The 20288-nt window shown below is 66.3% G+C and carries 30 protein-coding genes; 1 reads left to right on the plus strand and 29 read right to left on the minus strand.

Features of this window, described 5'->3' with window-relative positions:
• Positions 1 to 23: 23 nt before the first annotated feature.
• From map to rpsJ, 24 genes are all read right to left on the minus strand, one after another.
• Positions 24 to 860: a type I methionyl aminopeptidase gene (map, locus tag ACZ60T_RS10405; RefSeq protein WP_365632489.1), complete on the minus strand. Its 837-nt coding sequence runs from the start codon at positions 858 to 860 to the stop codon at positions 24 to 26.
• Between the two features lie 192 nt (positions 861 to 1052).
• Positions 1053 to 1712, minus strand: a complete 660-nt coding sequence (locus ACZ60T_RS10410; protein WP_469665521.1) for an adenylate kinase — start codon at positions 1710 to 1712, stop codon at positions 1053 to 1055.
• Complete coding sequence (secY, locus tag ACZ60T_RS10415) at positions 1712 to 3025, minus strand: preprotein translocase subunit SecY (protein ID WP_365632484.1); 1314 nt, start codon at positions 3023 to 3025, stop codon at positions 1712 to 1714. Before secY ends, ACZ60T_RS10410 begins: the two co-directional genes overlap by 1 nt.
• Positions 3026 to 3269: 244 nt before the next feature.
• Positions 3270 to 3725 (minus strand): 50S ribosomal protein L15, encoded by a 456-nt coding sequence (gene rplO, locus ACZ60T_RS10420; RefSeq protein WP_071364957.1) that lies wholly within the window; start codon positions 3723 to 3725, stop codon positions 3270 to 3272.
• A 2-nt stretch (positions 3726 to 3727) separates the two neighbouring features.
• Positions 3728 to 3910 (minus strand): 50S ribosomal protein L30, encoded by a 183-nt coding sequence (gene rpmD, locus ACZ60T_RS10425; RefSeq protein WP_030174559.1) that lies wholly within the window; start codon positions 3908 to 3910, stop codon positions 3728 to 3730.
• On the minus strand, positions 3910 to 4515 hold the full coding sequence (rpsE, locus tag ACZ60T_RS10430) for a 30S ribosomal protein S5 (RefSeq protein ID WP_007494753.1): 606 nt from the start codon (positions 4513 to 4515) through the stop codon (positions 3910 to 3912). Before rpsE ends, rpmD begins: the two co-directional genes overlap by 1 nt.
• Positions 4516 to 4555: 40 nt before the next feature.
• Positions 4556 to 4939: a 50S ribosomal protein L18 gene (rplR, locus tag ACZ60T_RS10435; RefSeq protein WP_019980869.1), complete on the minus strand. Its 384-nt coding sequence runs from the start codon at positions 4937 to 4939 to the stop codon at positions 4556 to 4558.
• Between the two features lie 3 nt (positions 4940 to 4942).
• On the minus strand, positions 4943 to 5482 hold the full coding sequence (gene rplF, locus ACZ60T_RS10440; protein WP_365632477.1) for a 50S ribosomal protein L6: 540 nt from the start codon (positions 5480 to 5482) through the stop codon (positions 4943 to 4945).
• Between the two features lie 24 nt (positions 5483 to 5506).
• The gene (rpsH, locus tag ACZ60T_RS10445; RefSeq protein ID WP_004984520.1) at positions 5507 to 5905 is read right to left on the minus strand and encodes a 30S ribosomal protein S8; all 399 of its coding nucleotides are present in this window, start codon (positions 5903 to 5905) and stop codon (positions 5507 to 5509) included.
• Positions 5906 to 6117: 212 nt separating this feature from the next.
• Positions 6118 to 6303, minus strand: coding sequence for a type Z 30S ribosomal protein S14 (locus ACZ60T_RS10450; protein WP_059127180.1), 186 nt, complete (start codon positions 6301 to 6303; stop codon positions 6118 to 6120).
• A 5-nt stretch (positions 6304 to 6308) separates the two neighbouring features.
• Complete coding sequence (gene rplE, locus ACZ60T_RS10455; protein ID WP_252424732.1) at positions 6309 to 6866, minus strand: 50S ribosomal protein L5; 558 nt, start codon at positions 6864 to 6866, stop codon at positions 6309 to 6311.
• The gene (rplX, locus tag ACZ60T_RS10460) at positions 6863 to 7186 is read right to left on the minus strand and encodes a 50S ribosomal protein L24 (RefSeq protein ID WP_043443039.1); all 324 of its coding nucleotides are present in this window, start codon (positions 7184 to 7186) and stop codon (positions 6863 to 6865) included. The genes rplE and rplX overlap by 4 nt, the downstream gene beginning before the upstream one ends.
• Before the next feature lie 2 nt (positions 7187 to 7188).
• Complete coding sequence (gene rplN, locus ACZ60T_RS10465) at positions 7189 to 7557, minus strand: 50S ribosomal protein L14 (protein ID WP_003956455.1); 369 nt, start codon at positions 7555 to 7557, stop codon at positions 7189 to 7191.
• A gap of 130 nt (positions 7558 to 7687) precedes the next feature.
• Positions 7688 to 7996, minus strand: coding sequence for a 30S ribosomal protein S17 (rpsQ, locus tag ACZ60T_RS10470; RefSeq protein WP_365632474.1), 309 nt, complete (start codon positions 7994 to 7996; stop codon positions 7688 to 7690).
• Positions 7996 to 8220, minus strand: a complete 225-nt coding sequence (gene rpmC / locus ACZ60T_RS10475; RefSeq protein WP_018564811.1) for a 50S ribosomal protein L29 — start codon at positions 8218 to 8220, stop codon at positions 7996 to 7998. The genes rpsQ and rpmC overlap by 1 nt, the downstream gene beginning before the upstream one ends.
• Positions 8220 to 8639, minus strand: coding sequence for a 50S ribosomal protein L16 (gene rplP / locus ACZ60T_RS10480; protein WP_030811678.1), 420 nt, complete (start codon positions 8637 to 8639; stop codon positions 8220 to 8222). The genes rpmC and rplP overlap by 1 nt, the downstream gene beginning before the upstream one ends.
• A 5-nt stretch (positions 8640 to 8644) precedes the next feature.
• Positions 8645 to 9469 carry a 30S ribosomal protein S3 gene (rpsC, locus tag ACZ60T_RS10485; RefSeq protein ID WP_071364964.1) on the minus strand — a complete coding sequence of 275 codons (825 nt, stop codon included), beginning with the start codon at positions 9467 to 9469 and terminating at the stop codon, positions 8645 to 8647.
• Positions 9469 to 9816: a 50S ribosomal protein L22 gene (gene rplV / locus ACZ60T_RS10490; protein ID WP_028420772.1), complete on the minus strand. Its 348-nt coding sequence runs from the start codon at positions 9814 to 9816 to the stop codon at positions 9469 to 9471. The genes rpsC and rplV overlap by 1 nt, the downstream gene beginning before the upstream one ends.
• A gap of 44 nt (positions 9817 to 9860) precedes the next feature.
• Entirely contained in the window at positions 9861 to 10142 is a 282-nt protein-coding gene (gene rpsS / locus ACZ60T_RS10495) for a 30S ribosomal protein S19 (protein ID WP_365632471.1), read from the minus strand.
• 12 nt (positions 10143 to 10154) lie between these two features.
• Entirely contained in the window at positions 10155 to 10991 is an 837-nt protein-coding gene (gene rplB, locus ACZ60T_RS10500; protein ID WP_252424622.1) for a 50S ribosomal protein L2, read from the minus strand.
• 40 nt (positions 10992 to 11031) lie between these two features.
• The gene (gene rplW / locus ACZ60T_RS10505) at positions 11032 to 11451 is read right to left on the minus strand and encodes a 50S ribosomal protein L23 (RefSeq protein WP_365632468.1); all 420 of its coding nucleotides are present in this window, start codon (positions 11449 to 11451) and stop codon (positions 11032 to 11034) included.
• Positions 11451 to 12104: a 50S ribosomal protein L4 gene (gene rplD, locus ACZ60T_RS10510; protein ID WP_252424621.1), complete on the minus strand. Its 654-nt coding sequence runs from the start codon at positions 12102 to 12104 to the stop codon at positions 11451 to 11453. The genes rplW and rplD overlap by 1 nt, the downstream gene beginning before the upstream one ends.
• 8 nt (positions 12105 to 12112) lie before the next feature.
• Positions 12113 to 12754, minus strand: a complete 642-nt coding sequence (rplC, locus tag ACZ60T_RS10515) for a 50S ribosomal protein L3 (RefSeq protein WP_365632465.1) — start codon at positions 12752 to 12754, stop codon at positions 12113 to 12115.
• Between the two features lie 17 nt (positions 12755 to 12771).
• Positions 12772 to 13080, minus strand: a complete 309-nt coding sequence (gene rpsJ, locus ACZ60T_RS10520; RefSeq protein ID WP_003948644.1) for a 30S ribosomal protein S10 — start codon at positions 13078 to 13080, stop codon at positions 12772 to 12774.
• A gap of 511 nt (positions 13081 to 13591) precedes the next feature.
• On the opposite strand from rpsJ, the gene ACZ60T_RS10525 reads away from it, so the two are divergent.
• Positions 13592 to 14059: a hypothetical protein gene (locus ACZ60T_RS10525; RefSeq protein ID WP_469665522.1), complete on the plus strand. Its 468-nt coding sequence runs from the start codon at positions 13592 to 13594 to the stop codon at positions 14057 to 14059.
• Here ACZ60T_RS10525 and gdhA read toward each other — a convergent pair.
• The 5 genes from gdhA to rpsL form a co-directional block, all read right to left on the minus strand.
• Positions 14052 to 15416, minus strand: coding sequence for an NADP-specific glutamate dehydrogenase (gdhA, locus tag ACZ60T_RS10530; RefSeq protein WP_469665523.1), 1365 nt, complete (start codon positions 15414 to 15416; stop codon positions 14052 to 14054). The genes ACZ60T_RS10525 and gdhA overlap by 8 nt on opposite strands.
• 297 nt (positions 15417 to 15713) lie before the next feature.
• The gene (tuf, locus tag ACZ60T_RS10535) at positions 15714 to 16907 is read right to left on the minus strand and encodes an elongation factor Tu (protein WP_252424601.1); all 1194 of its coding nucleotides are present in this window, start codon (positions 16905 to 16907) and stop codon (positions 15714 to 15716) included.
• Positions 16908 to 17050: 143 nt separating this feature from the next.
• On the minus strand, positions 17051 to 19177 hold the full coding sequence (gene fusA, locus ACZ60T_RS10540; protein ID WP_365632455.1) for an elongation factor G: 2127 nt from the start codon (positions 19175 to 19177) through the stop codon (positions 17051 to 17053).
• A 39-nt stretch (positions 19178 to 19216) separates the two neighbouring features.
• Positions 19217 to 19687: a 30S ribosomal protein S7 gene (gene rpsG / locus ACZ60T_RS10545; RefSeq protein ID WP_003992340.1), complete on the minus strand. Its 471-nt coding sequence runs from the start codon at positions 19685 to 19687 to the stop codon at positions 19217 to 19219.
• 2 nt (positions 19688 to 19689) lie between these two features.
• A complete protein-coding gene (gene rpsL / locus ACZ60T_RS10550; RefSeq protein ID WP_003948652.1) occupies positions 19690 to 20061 on the minus strand; it encodes a 30S ribosomal protein S12 in 372 nt (123 codons plus the stop codon).
• Positions 20062 to 20288: the final 227 nt, after the last annotated feature.

Here is a 20288-nt window from a genome sequence, read left to right on the forward strand (position 1 = left end):
AGTCTGCCCCATGCGGGAGATCATTATGCGAGGGGGTCGGGGGCGGCCGTGATGCCGTACTCCGCGAGCTTGGCCTTGCCGCCGTCGGGGGCGGTCAGCACCAGGGGGCCCTGTGCGGTGAGGGCGACGGAGTGCTCCCAGTGGGAGGACCAGGTGCCGTCCGTGGTGATCACGGTCCAGTCGTCCGAGAGGACCTCGGTCCGCGGCGTCCCCAGCGACACCATCGGCTCGATGGCCAGGCAGAACCCGGGCACCAGCTTCGGGCCCTTGCCGCGCCGCCGCTCGACGTAGTTCAGCAGGTGCGGGTCCATGTGCATCTCGGTGCCGATGCCGTGACCGCCGTAGTCCTCGATGATCCCGTAGCGCCCGCCGCCCTGCTTCGGCTGGCGGCGGATGTACGTCTCGATGGCGCGCGAGATGTCGACGAGCCGGTTGCCCAGCTTCATCGCCGCGATCCCGGCCCACATCGACTCCTCGGTGACCCGGGACAGCTCGATCAGCTCCGGGGCGTGGCCCGAGCCGACGAACGCCGTGTACGCGGCGTCCCCGTGCCAGCCGTCCACGATCGCGCCCGCGTCGATGGAGATGATGTCGCCGTCCTTGAGGACGACCTCGTCGGACGGGATGCCGTGGACCACGACCTCGTTCACGGAGGTGCAGATGGTCGCGGGGAAGCCGCCGTAACCGAGGAAGTTCGACTTCGCACCGTGCTCGGCGAGCACCTTGCGGGCAGCCTCGTCCAGGTCCTTCGTCGTGGCACCCGGCACGGCCGCCTCGCGCGTGGCCGCGTGCACGGCGGCGACGACCAGCCCCGCCTCACGCATCTTGGCGATCTGCTCGGGGGTCTTGATCTGCACCATGGCGGCTGCGGCCTTTCTGGACCGGGTAAGACGGACACCATCAAAGATACGGGGACGGCGTGGCAGGCCCGGCCGTCGTGCTGGGTCGGGCCGACCGGAGAAGGGGCGCCACGCCTGCGGCGGCCCACGCATCGGCCGCGGCCCCTCAGGGGAGCCGCGGCCGGTAGAGCGGTTGTGGCCGAGAAGGGCGACCTACTGGTCGTCGGCCTTCCCGAGCACCTGCATCGCGCGAGCGGTGACCTCGTCCACCTTGCCGAGCGCCGAGATCGTCACGACCAGGCCCTGGGCCTTGTAGTAGTCGATGATCGGCTCGGTCTGCGTGTGGTAGACCTCCAGCCGCTTGCGGACGGTGTCCTCCGAGTCGTCGTCCCGCTGGTACAGCTCGCCGCCGCAGACGTCGCAGACGCCCTCCTGCTCGGCGGGCTTGTAGGAGACGTGGAAGACATGCGCCGAGTCGTTTCGGCAGACGCGGCGGCCCGCGATGCGCTTGACGACCTCGTCCTCGGGGACCTCCAGGTCGAGGACCGCGTCCAGCTTCATGCCCTCGGCGCTGAGCATCTCGTCCAGCGCCACGGCCTGCTGCGCGTTCCGCGGGAAGCCGTCCAGCAGGAAGCCGCCCTGCGCGTCCGGCTGCTCCATGCGGTCCTTGGCCATCGCGATGGTGACCTCGTCCGGCACCAGGTTGCCCGCGTCCATGTAGGACTTCGCGAGCTTGCCCAGGTCCGTCTGCTGGCTGATGTTGGCTCGGAACAGGTCGCCCGTGGAGATGTGCGGGATCGACAGGTTCTTGGCGAGGAACGCGGCCTGCGTTCCCTTGCCCGCACCGGGCGGCCCGACGAGGACGATTCGCATCAGCGGAGGAACCCTTCGTAATTGCGCTGCTGGAGCTGGCTCTCGATCTGCTTCACCGTCTCGAGACCGACACCCACGATGATCAGGATGCTCGTCCCACCGAACGGGAAGTTCTGGTTCGCTCCGAAGCCGACCAGCGCCATGGTCGGGACAAGAGCGATCAGACCCAGATACAGCGAACCCGGCCACGTGATCCGGTTGAGTACGTAGCTCAGGTACTCAGCGGTCGGCCGGCCAGCCCGGATGCCCGGGATGAAGCCACCATACTTCTTCATGTTGTCCGCGACTTCCTCGGGGTTGAAGGAGATCGCCACGTAGAAGAACGCGAAGAACACGATGAGCAAGAAGTACAGGCTGATGTAAATCGGGTGATCGCCCTTGGTGAGGTTCTGCTGGATCCACGTCTTCCAGGTGGAGTTACCCCCGGAGAACTGGGCGATCAGAGCCGGGATGTACAGCAGCGACGACGCGAAGATGACGGGGATCACACCCGCCTGGTTCACCTTCAGCGGGATGTACGTGGACGTACCGCCGTAGGCGCGGCGGCCGATCATGCGCTTCGCGTACTGGACCGGGATACGGCGCTGGGCCTGCTCGACGAAGACCACCAGGGCGACCATGATCAGGCCGACCGCGATGACGGTGCCGAACTCGATCCAGCCGCCCGCGAGGCTGCCCTGCTTCTTGATGGCCCACAGGGCGGAGGGGAAGGTCGCGGCGATCGAGATGAACATCAGGATCGACATGCCGTTGCCGATGCCGCGGTCGGTGATCAGCTCACCGAGCCACATGACGACGGCCGTACCGGCGGTCATGGTGATGACCATCGTGATGGTCGTGAAGATCGACGGGTCCGGCACGATCGAGGACGCGACCGGGCAACCGGCGAACAGCGCACCCGTGCGGGCGGTGGCCACGAGTCCGGTGCCCTGGAGGATCGCCAGCGCCACCGTCAGATAACGGGTGTACTGCGTGATCTTCGCGGTACCGGACTGGCCTTCCTTCTTCAGGGCTTCCAGGCGCGGGATGACCACGGTCAGGAGCTGGAGGATGATGCTCGCCGTGATGTACGGCATGATGCCCAGCGCGAAGACCGTGATCTGCAGCAGCGCGCCGCCGCTGAACATGTTCACCAGTCCGAACAGGCCCTGATTGCCCTTGGCCACGTCGATACAGGTCTGGACGCTCTTGTAGTCGACACCCGGGATCGGGATGTGGGTACCGAGCCGGTACACCACGATGATGCCGAGTGTGAAGAGCAGCTTCTTGCGCAGGTCGGGCGTCTTGAACGCCCGGGCGAACGCGGTGAGCACGGTGCCTCCTGCGACCCCCGCGCAACTGCGTCAAGGGTGACGGTCTTGAGATTCCGACTGGACAACGACATGGATAACGATCAACTACCGCTTTGGGTGCCCGTACCGCGACACCTCACGGAAGTTGACAGTGCAGGCCACCTTACCGGCGAGAGCGCCCCCCTAGGAACGACCAACCGGGGATACCCCAATTGTGGGGTATCCCCGGTCGGGATCGTTCATGCCATCGAGGCGCCCGCGAGAATCAGACGAGCTCGGTGACCGTACCGCCCGCGGCGGTGATCTTCTCCTTGGCGGAGCCGGAGACGGCGTCCACCGTCACCTGCAGCGCCACGGAGATCTCGCCCTGGCCCAGGACCTTGACCAGGCTGTTCTTGCGAACGGCGCCCTTGGCCACCAGGTCCTCGACCGTGACCTCGCCACCCTGCGGGTACAGCGCGGCCAGCTTGTCGAGGTTCACGACCTGGAACTCGGTCTTGAACGGGTTCTTGAAGCCCTTCAGCTTCGGGAGACGCATGTGGAGCGGCATCTGGCCACCCTCGAAGCGCTCCGGAACCTGGTAACGGGCCTTGGTGCCCTTGGTACCACGACCGGCCGTCTTACCCTTCGACGCCTCACCACGACCGACACGGGTCTTCGCGGTCTTGGCGCCCGGGGCGGGACGGAGGTTGTGGATCTTCAGCGGGTTCTGCTCCGCCATGATCAGTCGACCTCCTCGACCGTCACGAGGTGGCGGACGGTGTGCACCATGCCGCGGAACTCGGGGCGGTCCTCCTTGACGACCACGTCACCCAGGCGCTTGAGGCCCAGGGAACGCAGGGTGTCACGGTGGTTCTGCTTGCTGCCGATGTAGGACTTGACCTGCGTGATCTTGAGCTGTGCCATCACGCACCCGCCCCTGCACGCGCACGCAGCAGAGCCGCGGGGGCGACGTCCTCGAGCGGCAGGCCACGGCGGGCCGCGACCTCCTCGGGACGCTGCAGGCCCTTGAGGGCCGCCACGGTCGCGTGCACGATGTTGATCGCGTTGTCGGAGCCGAGCGACTTCGACAGGATGTCGTGGATACCGGCGCACTCGAGCACGGCACGCACCGGACCACCGGCGATAACACCGGTACCCGGAGACGCGGGCTTGAGCAGCACGACGCCGGCAGCCTTCTCACCCTGGATCGGGTGCGGGATGGTGCCCTGGATACGGGGGACCTTGAAGAAGTGCTTCTTGGCCTCCTCAACACCCTTGGCGATGGCGGCCGGCACCTCCTTGGCCTTGCCGTATCCGACACCCACGGTGCCGTCACCGTCGCCCACCACGACCAGCGCGGTGAAGCTGAAGCGACGACCACCCTTCACAACCTTGGCGACACGGTTGATCGCGACAACGCGCTCAACGTAAGCGGTCTTCTCGGCGGCAGCTGCGCCGCCGTCACGGCCCTTCCGGTCCCGCCGCTCGCCGCCACCGGCACCGCCACCGCGGCGCTGGGGTCCAGCCATTGGAATTACCTCTCTCTGTTTCCGCTAGCTCGGAACCGACTCAGAACTTCAGGCCGGCTTCGCGGGCGGCGTCCGCCAGGGCGGCGATGCGCCCGGCGTACTGGTTGCCACCACGGTCGAACACGACAGCCTCGACGCCGGCGGCCTTGGCACGCTCGGCGACCAGGGCGCCGACCTGCTTGGCCTGCGCGGACTTGTCGCCCTCGCCACCACGGATCGAGGTGTCCAGCGTGGACGCCGATGCCAGGGTGTGGCCCTTGAGGTCGTCGATCACCTGCGCCACGATGTGGCGGTTGGAGCGGGTCACGACCAGACGGGGACGCTCCGCCGTGCCCGAGATCCGCTTGCGGATCCGGATGTGACGGCGCTTGATCGCGGCGCGCTTGTAGGCGTCGCCCTTGAGGATCTTCTGCCCGTATGCCATGGCTTACTTACCCGCCTTTCCGACCTTGCGGCGGATGACTTCGCCCTCGTACTTGACGCCCTTGGCCTTGTACGGGTCGGGCTTGCGCAGCTTGCGGATGTTGGCCGCAACCTCGCCGACCTTCTGCTTGTCGATGCCCTCGACCGAGAAGCGGGTCGGGGTCTCCACCTTGAAGGTGATGCCCTCGGGCGCCTCGACGGTGATCGGGTGGCTGTAGCCGAGCGCGAACTCGAGGTTCGAGCCCTTGGCGGTCACGCGGTAACCGACACCGCTGATCTCGAGCTTCTTCACGTAACCCTGGGTCACGCCGGTGATCATGTTCGCCACCAGCGTGCGGGACAGGCCGTGCAGGGCCTTGTTCTGACGCTCGTCGTTGGGGCGGGTCACCTGAAGGGTGCCGTCCTCGTTCTTGACGATCTCGATGGGCGAGGCGACGGTGTGGGTCAGCGTGCCCTTGGGGCCCTTGACCGAAACCGTGCTGCCGTCGAGGGTGACGTCCACGCCGGCGGGAACCGCGATGGGGAGCTTGCCGATGCGCGACATAGCTGTTTCCTCCGTTCCCTTCCGTTACCAGACGTAGGCGAGAACTTCTCCGCCTACGCCCTTCTTGCCGGCCTGCTTGTCGGTGAGGAGCCCGTGGGACGTGGAGATGATCGCCACGCCGAGGCCACCCAGCACCTTGGGCAGGTTGGTGGACTTCGCGTAAACCCGCAGACCGGGCTTGGAGATTCGCTTGATGCCCGCGATGGAGCGCTCACGGTTCGGGCCGAACTTCAGCTCGAGAACGAGGTTCTTGCCGACCTCGGCGTCCTCGACCTTCCAGCCCGTGATGAAGCCCTCCTGCTGGAGGATCTCCGCGATGTGCGACTTGATCTTCGAGTGCGGCATCGCCACGGAGTCGTGGTACGCCGAGTTCGCGTTCCGCAGACGCGTAAGCATGTCTGCGATCGGATCAGTCATGGTCATGAATTGGCCTTCGGCCTCTCTCGCCGGGGTTTCCTGGTGCGCCATCCCTCTCCCCGATCCGAGACGGGACGGGTGCGGCGCGGTGGACCTACGGCGTAGTAAGTCGTACGGGCACGGCAGGCGCCCAACCCCACAAGCCTACGGCATGTGTGCTGGGCGTCCCGCCGCCCCCAGATGCTTACCGAGAGCCTTGGGAATCCCGAACTACGGAATTACCAGGAGCTCTTGGTCACGCCCGGCAGCTCGCCACGGTGAGCCATCTCACGAAGGCACACGCGGCACAGGCCGAACTTGCGGTACACGGAGTGCGGACGACCGCAGCGCTGGCAGCGGGTGTACGAGCGCACACCGAACTTCGGCTTGCGAGCAGCCTTGGCAATCAGAGCCTTCTTCGCCATCTCGCTCACGCCTCCTTGAAGGGGAAGCCGAGGTGACGAAGGAGCGCGCGGCCCTCTGCGTCGTTGGTCGCCGTGGTGACCACGGTGATGTCCATACCCCGGACGCGGTCGATCTTGTCCTGGTCGATCTCGTGGAACATGACCTGCTCCGTGAGACCGAAGGTGTAGTTGCCACGGCCGTCGAACTGCTTGGGGGACAGGCCGCGGAAGTCGCGGATGCGCGGCAGCGCGAGCGACAGGGTGCGGTCCAGGAACTCCCACATGCGGTCGCCACGGAGCGTGACGTGGGCACCGATCGGCTGACCCTCACGCAGCTTGAACTGCGCGATGGACTTGCGGGCCTTGGTGACGGCCGGCTTCTGACCGGTGATCGTGGTGAGGTCGCGGATGGCGCCCTCGATCAGCTTGGAGTCGCGGGCGGCGTCGCCCACACCCATGTTGACCACGATCTTGACGAGGCCCGGGGTCTGCATGACGTTCTCGTACTTGAACTCGTCACGCAGCTTGCCCGCGATCTCGTCGCGGTACTTCTGCTTCAGACGCGGAGTGGTGGTAGCCATCAGATGTCCTCACCCGTCCGCTTGGCAACGCGGATCTTGTTGCCGTTCTCGTCGAAGCGGTAGCCGACACGCGTGACGACCTTGTTGCCGTCCTTCTCCACGACCAACTGGACGTTGGACACGTGGATCGGGGCCTCGGTGGTCACGATGCCGCCGGCCTGGGAACCGCGAGCGGTCGGGCCGGCCTTGGTGTGCTTCTTGACCCGGTTGACACCCTCGACCAGGACACGCTCGTCGCGCGGGTAAGCGGCAATGACCTTGCCCTGCTTGCCCTTGTCCTTGCCGGTGATGACCTGGACCAGGTCGCCCTTCTTGATCTTCATGCTTACAGCACCTCCGGCGCGAGCGAGATGATCTTCATGAACTTCTTCTCGCGCAGCTCACGGCCGACCGGGCCGAAGATACGGGTGCCGCGAGGGTCGCCGTCGTTCTTCAGAATGACGGCGGCGTTCTCGTCGAAGCGGATGTACGAGCCGTCCTGACGGCGGCGCTCCTTGACGGTGCGAACGATGACCGCCTTGACGACGTCACCCTTCTTCACGTTGCCACCGGGGATCGCGTCCTTGACGGTGGCGACGATGACGTCACCGATGCCCGCGTAGCGGCGACCGGAGCCACCGAGCACACGGATGCAAAGGATTTCCTTCGCACCAGTGTTGTCGGCGACGCGCAGTCGCGACTCCTGCTGGATCACGTCTATCTCCTGTTTGTCTGCCGGTTCCCGGCAGGGGTCCGGTGAGGAACCCCTGCCGAGCCTGGCGGAACTGTCCTGCGAAGCAACTGCCCCGCAGGCCTACTCATGGGAATTCCCTTGCGGGAATTGCCTACTTGGCCTTCTCGAGGATCTCGACGATGCGCCAGCGCTTGGTCGCGGACAGCGGCCGGGTCTCCATCAGGAGGACGCGGTCGCCGACACCCGCGGCGTTCTGCTCGTCGTGCGCCTTGAGCTTGTTCGTACGGCGGATGACCTTGCCGTACAGCGCGTGCTTGACGCGGTCCTCGACAGCGACGACGACGGTCTTGTCCATCTTGTCGCTGACGACGAGGCCCTCACGGGTCTTGCGGAAGCCGCGCGCCGAACCCGCGGCGGAGCCGCTGGTGTTTTCAGTCTCAGTCACGTTCTTCTCGCTCATCAGGCGTTCTCCACCGTTTCGATGCCCAGCTCACGCTCGCGCATCAGGGTGTAGATCCGCGCGATGTCCTTGCGGACCGCCTTCAGACGGCCGTGGTTCTCGAGCTGACCCGTAGCCGCCTGGAAGCGGAGGTTGAACAGCTCTTCCTTGGCCTCGCGGAGCTTGCCCAGAAGCTCCTCGTTGCCCAGCTCGCGCAGCTCGGACGCCTTGGTACCGGCCGACATCACGCTTCACCTGCCTCGCGCTTGACGATCCGGCACTTCATCGGCAGCTTGTGGGCAGCACGAGTCAGCGCCTCACGGGCGATCTTCTCGTTCGGGTAGGACAGCTCGAACATCACCCGACCGGGCTTGACGTTCGCGATCCACCACTCCGGGGAACCCTTACCGGAACCCATGCGGGTCTCGGCGGGCTTCTTGGTCAGCGGGCGGTCCGGGTAGATGTTGATCCAGACCTTGCCGCCACGCTTGATGTGACGAGTCATGGCGATACGAGCCGCTTCGATCTGGCGGTTCGTGACGTACGCCGGGGTCAGCGCCTGGATGCCGTACTCGCCGAACGCAACCTGCGTTCCACCCTTGGCCATACCAGAGCGCTTCGGGTGGTGCTGCTTGCGGTGCTTGACCCTACGGGGGATCAGCATGTCGGTCAGGCCTCCGTTCCGGTGCTCTCAGCCGGAGCGGCGGCGGGAGCCTCGGCCTTGGGGGCCTCGGCAGCCTGCTGAGCCTGCTGCGGCTTACGACCGCGCCGCTCGCCACCGCGGCCACCACGGGCCGGGCGGTCGGAGCCACCGCGCGCCGGGCGGTTACCCGCACGGGCAGCGGCGTTCTCGGCGCGGACCTCGGCGATGTTCTTGACATCGCCCTTGTAGATCCAGACCTTCACACCGATACGGCCGAAGGTCGTCTTGGCCTCGAAGAAGCCGTAGTCCACGTTCGCGCGGAGCGTGTGCAGGGGCACACGGCCCTCGCGGTAGAACTCCGAGCGGGACATCTCGGCGCCGCCGAGGCGGCCACCGCACTGGATCTTGATGCCCTTCGCGCCCGCCTTCATCGCCGACTGCATGCTCTTACGCATGGCGCGACGGAAGGAGACACGGGAGGAGAGCTGCTCGGCAACGGCCTGGGCCACGAGCTGAGCGTCCGTCTCGGGGTTCTTGACCTCGAGGATGTTCAGCTGGACCTGCTTGCCCGTGAGCTTCTCGAGGTCACCGCGGATGCGGTCGGCCTCGGCGCCACGGCGGCCGATGACGATGCCCGGACGCGCGGTGTGGATGTCCACGCGGACACGGTCACGGGTGCGCTCGATCTCCACCTTCGAGATGCCGGCGCGCTCCATGCCGGACGTCATCATCCGACGGATGGCGACGTCTTCCTTGACGTAGTCCTTGTACAGCTTGTCGGCGTACCAACGCGACTTGAAGTCGGTCGTGACACCGAGCCGGAACCCATGCGGGTTTACCTTCTGGCCCATTACCGGGTTCCTTCCTTGCTGCTGACGACCACGGTGATGTGGCTGGTCCGCTTGCGGATCCGGTAGGCACGGCCCTGGGCGCGCGGCCGGAACCGCTTCAGGGTCGGACCCTCGTCGACGTAGGCCTCGGAGATGTAGAGGCTGTCGACATCGGTGTGGTCGTAGTTGTGCGCGGCGTTGGCAATGGCGCTGTCCAGCACCTTGCCGACCGGCACGCTCGCGGCCTGCGGGGCGAAACGCAGGACCGCCTGAGCCTCCGTGGCGTCCATGCCACGGATGAGGTCCACCACACGGCGGGCCTTCATGGGCGTGACGCGGATGTACCGCGCCTGGGCCCTGGCTTCCATGGTTGTCCCTTCGATGTTTGTCATGGTCAATCGCACCCCGCTGACTAGCGGCGCTTCGACTTCCGGTCGTCCTTGATGTGACCCCGGAAGGTGCGGGTCGGCGAGAACTCACCGAGCTTGTGGCCGACCATCGACTCGGTGACAAACACCGGGATGTGGGTCTTGCCGTTGTGCACCGCGATCGTGTGGCCGAGCATGGCCGGGACGATCATCGAGCGGCGGGACCAGGTCTTGATGACGTTCTTGGTGCCGGCTTCGTTCTGGACGTCCACCTTCTTCATCAGGTGGTCGTCGACGAAGGGCCCCTTCTTCAAGCTACGAGGCATCTCAACCCGTCCTTAGCGCTTCTTGTTCGTCTTGCGGCGGCGGACGATGTACTTGTTCGACGCCTTCTTGGGCGAACGAGTACGGCCTTCCTTCTTGCCCCACGGGGACACAGGGTGGCGGCCACCGGAGGTCCGGCCCTCACCACCACCGTGCGGGTGGTCAACCGGGTTCATGACCACACCACGGACGGTCGGGCGAACGCCCAGCCACCGCTTGCGGCCCGCCTTGCCCCAGTTGATGTTCGACTGCTCGGCGTTGCCGACCTCGCCCACAGTGGCGCGGCAGCGGACGTCGACCAGGCGGATCTCGCCGGACGGCATGCGCAGGTGGGCGTAGGCGCCCTCCTTCGCGAGGAGCTGCACCGAGGCGCCGGCGGAGCGGGCGAACTTCGCGCCGCCGCCGGGACGCAGCTCGATGGCGTGCAGCGTCGTACCGACCGGGATGTTCCTCAGGGCCAGGTTGTTACCCGGCTTGATGTCGGCCCCGGGACCGTTCTCGACGCGGTCGCCCTGCGACAGGCCACGCGGCGCGAGGATGTAGCGCTTCTCGCCGTCCGCGTAGTGCAGCAGCGCGATGCGCGCGGTGCGGTTGGGGTCGTACTCGATGTGCGCGACCTTCGCCGGCACGCCGTCCTTGTCGTGACGACGGAAGTCGATCACGCGGTAGGCGCGCTTGTGTCCGCCACCCTGGTGGCGAACGGTCACACGACCGGTGTTGTTACGGCCGCCCTTGCTGTGCAAGGGACGGACCAGCGACTTCTCCGGCGTGGACCGCGTGACCTCGACGAAGTCGGCGACGCTGGCGCCACGACGGCCAGGAGTCGTCGGCTTGTACTTGCGGATACCCATTTCTCAGTCCTCGTCCGATATCGGACGATCCGGACCGCCCTCAGGCGGTCGGACCGCCGAAGATGTCGATACGGTCGCCCTCGGCGAGGGTCACGATCGCGCGCTTGGTGGCGGCACGCTGGCCGAAGCCCGTGCGGGTCCGCTTGCGCTTGCCCTGGCGGTTGATCGTGTTGACCCCGGTGACCTTGACCGAGAAGACCGCCTGGACGGCCTGCTTGATCTGGGTCTTGTTGGCGTTCGGGTCGACGATGAACGTGTACTTGTTCTCGTCGATGAGCGCGTAGCTCTTCTCCGACACGACCGGCTTCAGCAGGACGTCACGGGGGTCCGTGTACGCCTTGCTCGCCGGGGTGACGACGGTGTTCTTGCCCTCGGCGGCGTGACGACGCGCCTTGGCGACGCGCGCGGCCTTGGCGGCCTTGGCGGCCTTCGAGGCAATGCTCGGGTGACGCGTAGCCATCAGGCCTCGCTCCCTTCGATGTCGTTGGCCTTCGGGCCGGCGACGAAGGACTCGAGAGCGGCCTGGGTGAAGACCACGTCGTCCGAGACGATCACGTCGTACGTGTTCAGCTGGCCCGGCTCCAGGATGTGAACCTGGGGCAGGTTACGAGCGGACAGCAGGGCCTTCTCGTTCTCACGCTCGACGACCAGGAGCACGTTCTTGCGCTCGCTGATCTTGCCGAGGAGAGCCTTGGCAGCCTTGGTGGAGATGCCCGACTCGACCACGTCGGAGACGACGTGGATGCGGTTGTTGCGGGCCCGGTCGGTGAGGGCGTGGCGCAGGGCCGCGGCCTTCATCTTCTTCGGGGTCCGCTGCGAGTAGTCACGCGGCACGGGACCGTGCACGACGCCACCACCGGCGAACTGCGGCGCGCGGGTCGAACCCTGGCGGGCGCGACCGGTGCCCTTCTGGCGGTACGGCTTGCGGCCACCACCGCGGACTTCCGCGCGGGTCTTGGTCTTGTGCGTGCCCTGACGGGCCGCAGCGAGCTGGGCGACGACGACCTGGTGGATCAGCGGGATGCTGACCTTCTCCACGTCGAAGATCTCCGCGGGGAGCTCGACGGTACCGGCCTTCTCGCCAGCCGGCGAAAGGATGTCAACAGTGCTCATCGGTTACCTCAGGCCCCCTTGGCCGCGGTGCGGACCAGGACGAGGCCGCCGTTCGGACCGGGAACCGCGCCCTTGATGAGCAGCAGACCCTTCTCCGCGTCAACGGCGTGGACGGTCAGGTTCTGGGTGGTGACACGCTCGTTGCCCATGCGACCCGCCATGCGGACGCCCTTGAACACACGGCCCGGGGTGGCGCAGCCACCGATGGAACCGGGCGAGCGGTGCTTGCGCTGCACGCCGTGACCGGCGCCGAGGCCCTTGAAGTTGTGACGCTTCATGACACCGGCGAAGCCCTTGCCCTTGCTCTTGCCGGTGACGTCGACCTTCACGCCGGCCTCGAACACCTCAGCGGTGATCTCCTGGCCGAGGATGTACTCGCTGGCGTCCGCGGTGCGGATCTCGACGAGGTGGCGGCGCGGGGTGACGTCGGCCTTGGCGAAGTGGCCCTTGAGGGGCTTGTTCACCTTGCGCGGGTCGATGTCGCCGAAGGCGATCTGGACCGACTCGTAGCCGTCGACGTCGTTCGTACGAACCTGGGTCACGACGTTCGGGCCCGCCTTGACGACGGTCACGGGAACAACGCGGTTGTTCTCGTCCCAGACCTGCGTCATGCCGAGCTTCTCGCCCAGGATGCCCTTGATCTGCTTCATCTCTCAGATCACCGGCCTCAGAGCTTGATCTCGATGTCGACACCGGCCGGGAGGTCGAGTCGCATCAGGGAGTCAACGGTCTTGGGAGTCGGGTCGAGGATGTCGATGAGGCGCTTGTGCGTGCGCATCTCGAAGTGCTCGCGCGAGTCCTTGTACTTGTGCGGCGACTTGATGACGCAGTACACGTTCTTCTCAGTGGGCAGCGGCACCGGGCCCGCGACCGACGCACCAGTACGGGTCACCGTCTCGACGATCTTCTTCGCCGAAGAGTCGATGACCTCGTGGTCGTAGGCCTTGAGCCGGATGCGGATCTTCTGTCCCGCCATGGCTACTTCGTAGTCCTGTCTCTCATACGCTCTGGAACCCGGTGGATTCCAGGTCCCGCTCCGACCCACGCGGTCGGGTGTGTCGCGTTCCCGCTGACATGAATGTCCCTTGTCCGAACATTCCCTGCTGGGGAACACGGCCCTTCCGGAACCGTGGAACCGGGAGCGAAATACCCACCGGGTGCCTGGTCGGTGCCGCGCTCACACTTCCCGGAAGATTCCCGTACGTCCGCCCCAGTGCTGCCGTGAGGCAGTTAGGGCGACGAGTACTGTGGGACTCGCTTCCGGTCCTCCCGGCGGGAGGCGCGCAGCATCAACACTCGACCGAGCAACTCGGACAGTCTGCCATAGACAATGGCGCGCTGGCCAATCGAGCCGAAGAGATTACCCCGAGCGTGACGGACGTCAAACCGGAGCGCGCCGTACGGGCGAGATCCACCGCTCGCGAGCTGTTGCGATCATCACGTTAGAGTCGCGTGGCACAGGCACGAACACGCACTCGGGGGGCGACGTGACAGCAGCCGACGAGCACGGCACCGCGCGGGCGCCGGAGACCACCGGCACCGATGAGCAGGCGCGGCTGCGGCAGGCCGCGGACCGCATGGACAACTGGTCGAAGGGCTGGATCACGCTGGCGGTGCTGGCGTGGGCCTGGTTCGCGTACCTGATGTTCGCCTCGTACGGCCCCGAGGTCGGCTCCTGGAGCTCCACCGCCCAGCAGCTCTGCCAGGGCCCGCTGGTCGACCCGTTCCCGCAGAACGAGGAGTGCCGCGCCTACGAGCTGCACCAGTGGCCGGCGCTCGTCGGCGTCCTGGCCCTGACGACCGTGGTGACGGTCATCGCGGCGGCGACGACCGTCTACGCACAACTGCTGACGCGCCTGTCGGAGGCGCCCGGCCCCGGGAGGGCCGGAGGACCGGACGCGACATCCGCCGACAAGGCCGACGGCGAGGGCGGGGACGCCCCGACCGTCAGATGACGCCCTGGGCGAGCATGGCGTCGGCGACACGCTCGAAGCCGGCGATGTTCGCGCCGGTCACGTAGTCGCCGGGGGCTCCGTAGCGCTCGGCGGTCTCATGGCAGGTGGAGTGGATGTCCCGCATGATGTGGGCCAGTTCCTCCTCGACGCGCGCGGCCGTCCATGACGTACGGGAGTGGTTCTGCGCCATCTCCAGCGCGCTGACCGCGACGCCGCCCGCGTTGGCCGCCTTGCCTGGCCCGAAGGCGACTCCGGCCTGCTGGAAGATGTGCACGGCCTCCGGCGTGGTCGGCATGTTGGCGCCCTCGGAGACCGCCTTCACGCCGTTGCGGACGAGCATGGCCGCGTCGTTCTCGTCCAGCTCGTTCTGGGTCGCCGAGGGCAGCGCGACATCGGCCGGGACCTCCCAGACGCGCCCGCCGGGCACGAACCGGGCGGAGGCGCCGCGGCGCTGCGCGTACTCGCTGATCCGGCCGCGCTCGACCTCCTTGATCTGCTTGAGCAGCGCGACGTCGACACCCTTCTCGTCCACGACGTACCCACTGGAGTCCGAGCAGGTCAGCGGGTTCCCGCCGAGGGCGATGAGCTTCTCTATGGTGTAGATCGCGACGTTCCCGGAACCGGAGACGACGGCCGTCTGGCCCTCCAGGTCCTCACCGCGCTCGCGCAGCATGGCCTCCGCGAACAGCACGTTGCCGTAGCCGGTCGCCTCGGGGCGGATCAGGGAGCCGCCCCAGTGGGCGCCCTTGCCGGTGAGGACACCGGCCTCCCAGCGGTTGGTGATCCGGCGGTACTGGCCGAACAGGTAGCCGATCTCGCGCGTGCCGACGCCGATGTCACCGGCCGGGACATCGGTGTGCTCGCCGATGTGGCGGCTGAGTTCCGTCATGAACGACTGACAGAAGCGCATGACCTCCGCGTCGCTGCGGCCGTGCGGGTCGAAGTCGCTGCCGCCCTTGCCGCCACCGATGCCGAGGCCGGTGAGCGCGTTCTTGAAGATCTGCTCGAACCCGAGGAACTTCACGATCCCGAGGTTCACGGAGGGGTGGAAGCGCAGGCCGCCCTTGTACGGGCCCAGCGCGCTGTTGAACTCGACTCGGAAGCCCCGGTTGACGTGCACGCGCCCCCGGTCGTCCTGCCACGGCACCCGGAAGATGATCTGCCGCTCCGGCTCGCACAGCCGCTCGACGAGCCCCGCGTCCGCGTACTCGGGCCGGGCCGCCAGTACGGGCGCGAGCGTCTCCAGGACCTCGTGAGCGGCCTGGTGGAACTCGGGCTCGGCGGGGTTGCGGCGCTCGATGTCGGCGAGCAGGGCGGTGAGCTGGGTGGTGATCTCAGGGCGGGTCTGGGTCGTCACAGGGTCCCTTTCTGGCACGGCTATGACCGGCGTGAGGGCCGGTAACCGACATGAAAGCCGGTGATGGGCGCTCGGCGCCGTTGCCGCGCGCGGGAGATCGACCGCCCGGGGAACGACATCCGGGAAACGGCCGCTCCCTCACTGTTACTCCTGTGCGAGCCCGATGACCAGTACCCACGGCGCACCGAGGCGAACGTCACGGCGTGCCGAAGGGGCGCGGGAACAGCGAAGAGGCCCGTACGACCGGAGTCGTACGGGCCTCTTCTGGTCAGTCAGTGACCTTCAAGCAAGCGGAACTTACTTGACGATCTTGGTGACCTGGCCGGCACCCACCGTGCGGCCACCCTCACGGATGGCGAACTTCAGGCCCTCTTCCATGGCGACGGGCTGGATGAGCTCCACCTTCATCTCGGTGTTGTCACCCGGCATGACCATCTCGGTGCCCTCGGGGAGGGTCACCACGCCGGTCACGTCCGTCGTACGGAAGTAGAACTGCGGACGGTAGTTGTTGAAGAACGGCGTGTGGCGGCCACCCTCGTCCTTGGACAGGATGTAGGCCTGCGCCTCGAACTCGGTGTGCGGGGTGACCGAGCCCGGCTTGATGATGACCTGGCCGCGCTCGACGTCCTCGCGCTTGATGCCGCGGAGCAGCAGACCGACGTTCTCACCGGCCTGGCCCTCGTCGAGCAGCTTGCGGAACATCTCGATGCCGGTGACCGTGGTGGTGGTCTTCTCCGGCTTGATGCCGATGATGTCGACGGTCTCGTTGACCTTCAGGACACCACGCTCGATACGGCCGGTGACGACCGTACCGCGACCGGTGATCGTGAAGACGTCCTCGATCGGCATCAGGAACGGCTTGTCGACGTCGCGCTCGGGCTGCGGGATCGACTCGTCGACGGCCTGCATCAGGTTCAGGACCGACTGGCCCCACTCCTTGTCGCCCTCGAGGGCCTTCAGAGCGGAGACCTTGACGACCGGAACGTCGTCGCCCGGGAACTCGTACTCGGAGAGCAGCTCACGGACCTCGAGCTCGACGAGCTCCAGGATCTCCTCGTCGTCCACCATGTCGGCCTTGTTCAGGGCGACAACGATGTACGGAACGCCGACCTGGCGGGCCAGGAGCACGTGCTCCTTGGTCTGCGGCATCGGGCCGTCGGTGGCGGCGACCACGAGGATGGCGCCGTCCATCTGCGCGGCACCCGTGATCATGTTCTTGATGTAGTCCGCGTGACCGGGGCAGTCGACGTGGGCGTAGTGACGCGTCTCGGTCTGGTACTCGACGTGCGCGATCGAGATCGTGATACCGCGCTGGCGCTCCTCAGGAGCCTTGTCGATCTGGTCGAAGGCCGAGGCCTCGTTCAGGTCCGGGTACGCGTCGTGCAGCACCTTGGTAATGGCGGCCGTGAGGGTCGTCTTACCGTGGTCGATGTGACCGATGGTGCCGATGTTGACGTGCGGCTTAGTCCGCTCGAACTTCGCCTTCGCCACTGGGTCCTCCTGTGGAGTGGTTCTGTACGCCTTACTTCATCGGCGCCAGGTGATCTTTGCTGGGGTGCCGCCCGCCGGGAATCCTTCGCGGGGAAGGGTCCCCGGCGGTCGGTGTCAAGCCTAAAGCGTGTAAACGGGGTGCGTTACTCGCCCTTGGCCTTCGCGATGATCTCCTCGGCGACGTTCCGCGGAACCTCGGCGTAGGAGTCGAACTGCATCGAGTAGCTTGCGCGACCCGACGTCTTGCTGCGGAGGTCTCCGACGTAGCCGAACATCTCCGAGAGGGGCACGAGACCCTTCACGACGCGGGCACCGGCCCGCTCCTCCATGGCCTGGATCTGACCACGGCGGGAGTTGATGTCGCCGATGACCTCACCCATGTAGTCCTCGGGCGTGGTGACCTCGACGGCCATCATCGGCTCGAGCAGCACGGGGGACGCCTTGCGCGCGGCCTCCTTGAAGGCCTGCGAACCGGCGATCTTGAAGGCCAGCTCGGAGGAGTCGACCTCGTGGTAGCCACCGTCGAGGAGGATGACGCGCACGCCGGTCATCTCGTAACCGGCGAGGATGCCGAACTGCATGGCCTCCTGCGCACCGGCGTCGACCGAAGGGATGTACTCCTTCGGGATACGACCACCGGTCACCTTGTTCACGAACTCGTACGAGGTGTCGCCGCCCTCGATGGGCTCGATCGCGATCTGCACCTTGGCGAACTGACCGGTACCACCGGTCTGCTTCTTGTGGGTGTAGTCCACGCGCTCGACGGCCTTGCGGATCGTCTCGCGGTACGCGACCTGCGGCTTGCCGACGTTGGCCTCGACCTTGAACTCGCGCTTCATGCGGTCGACCAGCACCTCGAGGTGAAGCTCGCCCATACCGCCGATGACGGTCTGGCCGGTCTCCTCGTTGGTGTGCACCTGGAAGGAGGGGTCCTCCTCGGCCAGGCGCTGGATCGCGACGCCGAGCTTCTCCTGGTCGCCCTTCGACTTGGGCTCGATGGCGACCTCGATGACCGGCGCCGGGAAGTCCATGGACTCCAGGATGACCGGCTGCTTGTCGTCGGACAGCGTCTCACCGGTGGTGGTCTGCTTCAGGCCCATGACGGCGACGATGTCACCGGCGCCCACCGACTCGATCTCCTCACGCTTGTTGGCGTGCATGCGGTAGATCTTGCCGATGCGCTCCTTCTTGCCCTTGACGGAGTTCAGCACCTGCGTGCCGGACACCAGGCGGCCCGAGTAGACCCGGACGAAGGTGAGCTTGCCGAGGTGCGGGTCGCTCATGATCTTGAACGCAAGAGCGGCCAGCGGCTCGTCCTCGGACGGCTTGCGCTTGATGACGACCTCGGGGTCCTTGACGTCGTGGCCCTCGATGGCCTCGACGTCGAGCGGGGTCGGCAGGTAGCGCACGACCGCGTCGAGCAGGGGCTGAACGCCCTTGTTCTTGAACGCGGTTCCGCAGAACACCGGGGTGACCGTGGTCTCGGTGGCCTTGCCGGAGCGGATGGTGATACGACGGATCGCGGCGTGCAGCTGCTCCTCGGTGGGCTCTTCGCCCTCGAGGTACAGCTCCATGATCTCTTCGTCGTTCTCCGCGACGGCCTCGACCAGCTTGCCGTGCCACTCCTCGGCGGCCTCGGTGTGCGTGGCCGGGATGTCGACGGTCTCGTACATCTCGCCCTTGGCCGCCTCGACGGGGTACACCAGGGCCTTCATCTTCACCAGGTCGACGACCCCGCGGAAGTCCGCCTCAGCGCCGATCGGCAGCTGCATGACGAGCGGCTGAGCGCCCAGGCGGTCGGAGATCATGTCGACACAGCGGTGGAACTCGGCACCGGTGCGGTCGAGCTTGTTGACGAAGCAGATGCGCGGAACGCCGTAACGGTCGGCCTGACGCCACACCGTCTCGGACTGGGGCTCAACGCCGGCAACACCGTCGAACACCGTCACCGCACCGTCGAGCACGCGGAGCGAACGCTCCACCTCGACGGTGAAGTCCACGTGGCCCGGGGTGTCGATGATGTTGATCGTGTGATCGACGCCCTCAAGCGGCCAGTGACAGGTGGTGGCAGCAGACGTGATCGTGATGCCACGCTCCTGCTCCTGCTCCATCCAGTCCATGGTGGCAGCGCCGTCGTGGACCTCACCGATCTTGTAAGAACGACCGGTGTAGAACAGGATCCGCTCGGTGGTGGTCGTCTTGCCCGCGTCGATGTGGGCCATGATGCCGATGTTGCGCACCTTGGCCAGGTCAAGTGAAGTGGTAGCCATAAGGCTTCAGTCTTCTCTCGGTTCTCGATGGGGTAGCGACTACCAGCGGTAGTGCGCGAAGGCCTTGTTGGACTCGGCCATCTTGTGGGTGTCCTCGCGCTTCTTCACAGCGGCGCCGAGGCCGTTGGAGGCGTCGAGGAGCTCGTTGAGCAGACGCTCGGTCATGGTCTTCTCACGACGGGCGCGGGAGTAACCGACCAGCCAGCGCAGCGCGAGGGTGTTGGCACGACCGGGCTTGACCTCGATCGGAACCTGGTACGTCGCACCACCGACACGGCGGGACTTGACCTCGAGGGTCGGCTTGATGTTCTCAAGCGCGCGCTTCAGCGTGATGATCGGGTCGTTGCCCGTCTTCTCACGCAGACCCTCCATGGCGCCGTAGACGATGCGCTCGGCGGTGGAGCGCTTGCCGTTCAGCAGCACCTTGTTGATCAGCGAGGTCACCAGAGGAGAACCGTAGACCGGGTCGATGATGACCGGGCGCTTCGGGGCGGGGCCCTTACGAGGCATTCTTACTTCTCCTTCTTGGCGCCGTAACGGCTGCGAGCCTGCTTGCGGTTCTTGACACCCTGGGTGTCGAGCGAACCGCGGATGATCTTGTAGCGAACACCCGGCAGGTCCTTCACACGGCCGCCGCGCACGAGCACGATGGAGTGCTCTTGCAGGTTGTGTCCCTCACCCGGAATGTAAGCGGTGACCTCGATGCCGCTGGTCAGACGCACACGCGCGACCTTGCGGAGGGCCGAGTTCGGCTTCTTCGGGGTGGTCGTGAACACACGCGTGCAGACGCCACGACGCTGAGGGGAACCCTCGAGTGCGGGCGTCTTGTTCTTCTCGACCTTGTCCTGCCGGCCCTTACGGACCAGCTGCTGGATCGTAGGCACTACTTCTCCGGTTTCTGTGTGCCGATGGGTACAGCTAACCTGGAACGTTGCCGACCCACGCGGTCGGGTGTGTCGAATCCCGCCGACTCTCACTGCACAGCAGAAAGAGCGCAGATTACGGTGGCCGATGGCGACTCGCACTGCGGTTGAAGGCACGCAGGCAAGCCAGGGCACACCCCAGGCACAAGGTCTGAGCGTACCTACCTCACGGACTTCGGTCAAAACAA

This window comes from Streptomyces sp. NPDC104371, from assembly GCF_055583785.1.

What these genes read in the sequence shown, in the direction of transcription:
- map (WP_365632489.1), bottom strand. Translation starts at nt 860, where the DNA reads ATGGTGCAGATCAAGACCCCCGAGCAGATCGCCAAGATGCGTGAGGCG.
- ACZ60T_RS10410 (WP_469665521.1), bottom strand. Translation starts at nt 1,712, where the DNA reads ATGCGAATCGTCCTCGTCGGGCCGCCCGGTGCGGGCAAGGGAACGCAG.
- rplO (WP_071364957.1), bottom strand. Translation starts at nt 3,725, where the DNA reads ATGGCGGAGCAGAACCCGCTGAAGATCCACAACCTCCGTCCCGCCCCG.
- rpmD (WP_030174559.1), bottom strand. Translation starts at nt 3,910, where the DNA reads ATGGCACAGCTCAAGATCACGCAGGTCAAGTCCTACATCGGCAGCAAG.
- rpsE (WP_007494753.1), bottom strand. Translation starts at nt 4,515, where the DNA reads ATGGCTGGACCCCAGCGCCGCGGTGGCGGTGCCGGTGGCGGCGAGCGG.
- rplR (WP_019980869.1), bottom strand. Translation starts at nt 4,939, where the DNA reads ATGGCATACGGGCAGAAGATCCTCAAGGGCGACGCCTACAAGCGCGCC.
- rplF (WP_365632477.1), bottom strand. Translation starts at nt 5,482, where the DNA reads ATGTCGCGCATCGGCAAGCTCCCCATCGCGGTTCCCGCCGGCGTGGAC.
- rpsH (WP_004984520.1), bottom strand. Translation starts at nt 5,905, where the DNA reads ATGACCATGACTGATCCGATCGCAGACATGCTTACGCGTCTGCGGAAC.
- ACZ60T_RS10450 (WP_059127180.1), bottom strand. Translation starts at nt 6,303, where the DNA reads ATGGCGAAGAAGGCTCTGATTGCCAAGGCTGCTCGCAAGCCGAAGTTC.
- rplX (WP_043443039.1), bottom strand. Translation starts at nt 7,186, where the DNA reads ATGAAGATCAAGAAGGGCGACCTGGTCCAGGTCATCACCGGCAAGGAC.
- rpsQ (WP_365632474.1), bottom strand. Translation starts at nt 7,996, where the DNA reads ATGAGCGAGAAGAACGTGACTGAGACTGAAAACACCAGCGGCTCCGCC.
- rpmC (WP_018564811.1), bottom strand. Translation starts at nt 8,220, where the DNA reads ATGTCGGCCGGTACCAAGGCGTCCGAGCTGCGCGAGCTGGGCAACGAG.
- rplP (WP_030811678.1), bottom strand. Translation starts at nt 8,639, where the DNA reads ATGCTGATCCCCCGTAGGGTCAAGCACCGCAAGCAGCACCACCCGAAG.
- rpsC (WP_071364964.1), bottom strand. Translation starts at nt 9,469, where the DNA reads ATGGGCCAGAAGGTAAACCCGCATGGGTTCCGGCTCGGTGTCACGACC.
- rplV (WP_028420772.1), bottom strand. Translation starts at nt 9,816, where the DNA reads ATGGAAGCCAGGGCCCAGGCGCGGTACATCCGCGTCACGCCCATGAAG.
- rpsS (WP_365632471.1), bottom strand. Translation starts at nt 10,142, where the DNA reads ATGCCTCGTAGCTTGAAGAAGGGGCCCTTCGTCGACGACCACCTGATG.
- rplB (WP_252424622.1), bottom strand. Translation starts at nt 10,991, where the DNA reads ATGGGTATCCGCAAGTACAAGCCGACGACTCCTGGCCGTCGTGGCGCC.
- rplW (WP_365632468.1), bottom strand. Translation starts at nt 11,451, where the DNA reads ATGGCTACGCGTCACCCGAGCATTGCCTCGAAGGCCGCCAAGGCCGCC.
- rplD (WP_252424621.1), bottom strand. Translation starts at nt 12,104, where the DNA reads ATGAGCACTGTTGACATCCTTTCGCCGGCTGGCGAGAAGGCCGGTACC.
- rplC (WP_365632465.1), bottom strand. Translation starts at nt 12,754, where the DNA reads ATGAAGCAGATCAAGGGCATCCTGGGCGAGAAGCTCGGCATGACGCAG.
- rpsJ (WP_003948644.1), bottom strand. Translation starts at nt 13,080, where the DNA reads ATGGCGGGACAGAAGATCCGCATCCGGCTCAAGGCCTACGACCACGAG.
- fusA (WP_365632455.1), bottom strand. Translation starts at nt 19,177, where the DNA reads ATGGCTACCACTTCACTTGACCTGGCCAAGGTGCGCAACATCGGCATC.
- rpsG (WP_003992340.1), bottom strand. Translation starts at nt 19,687, where the DNA reads ATGCCTCGTAAGGGCCCCGCCCCGAAGCGCCCGGTCATCATCGACCCG.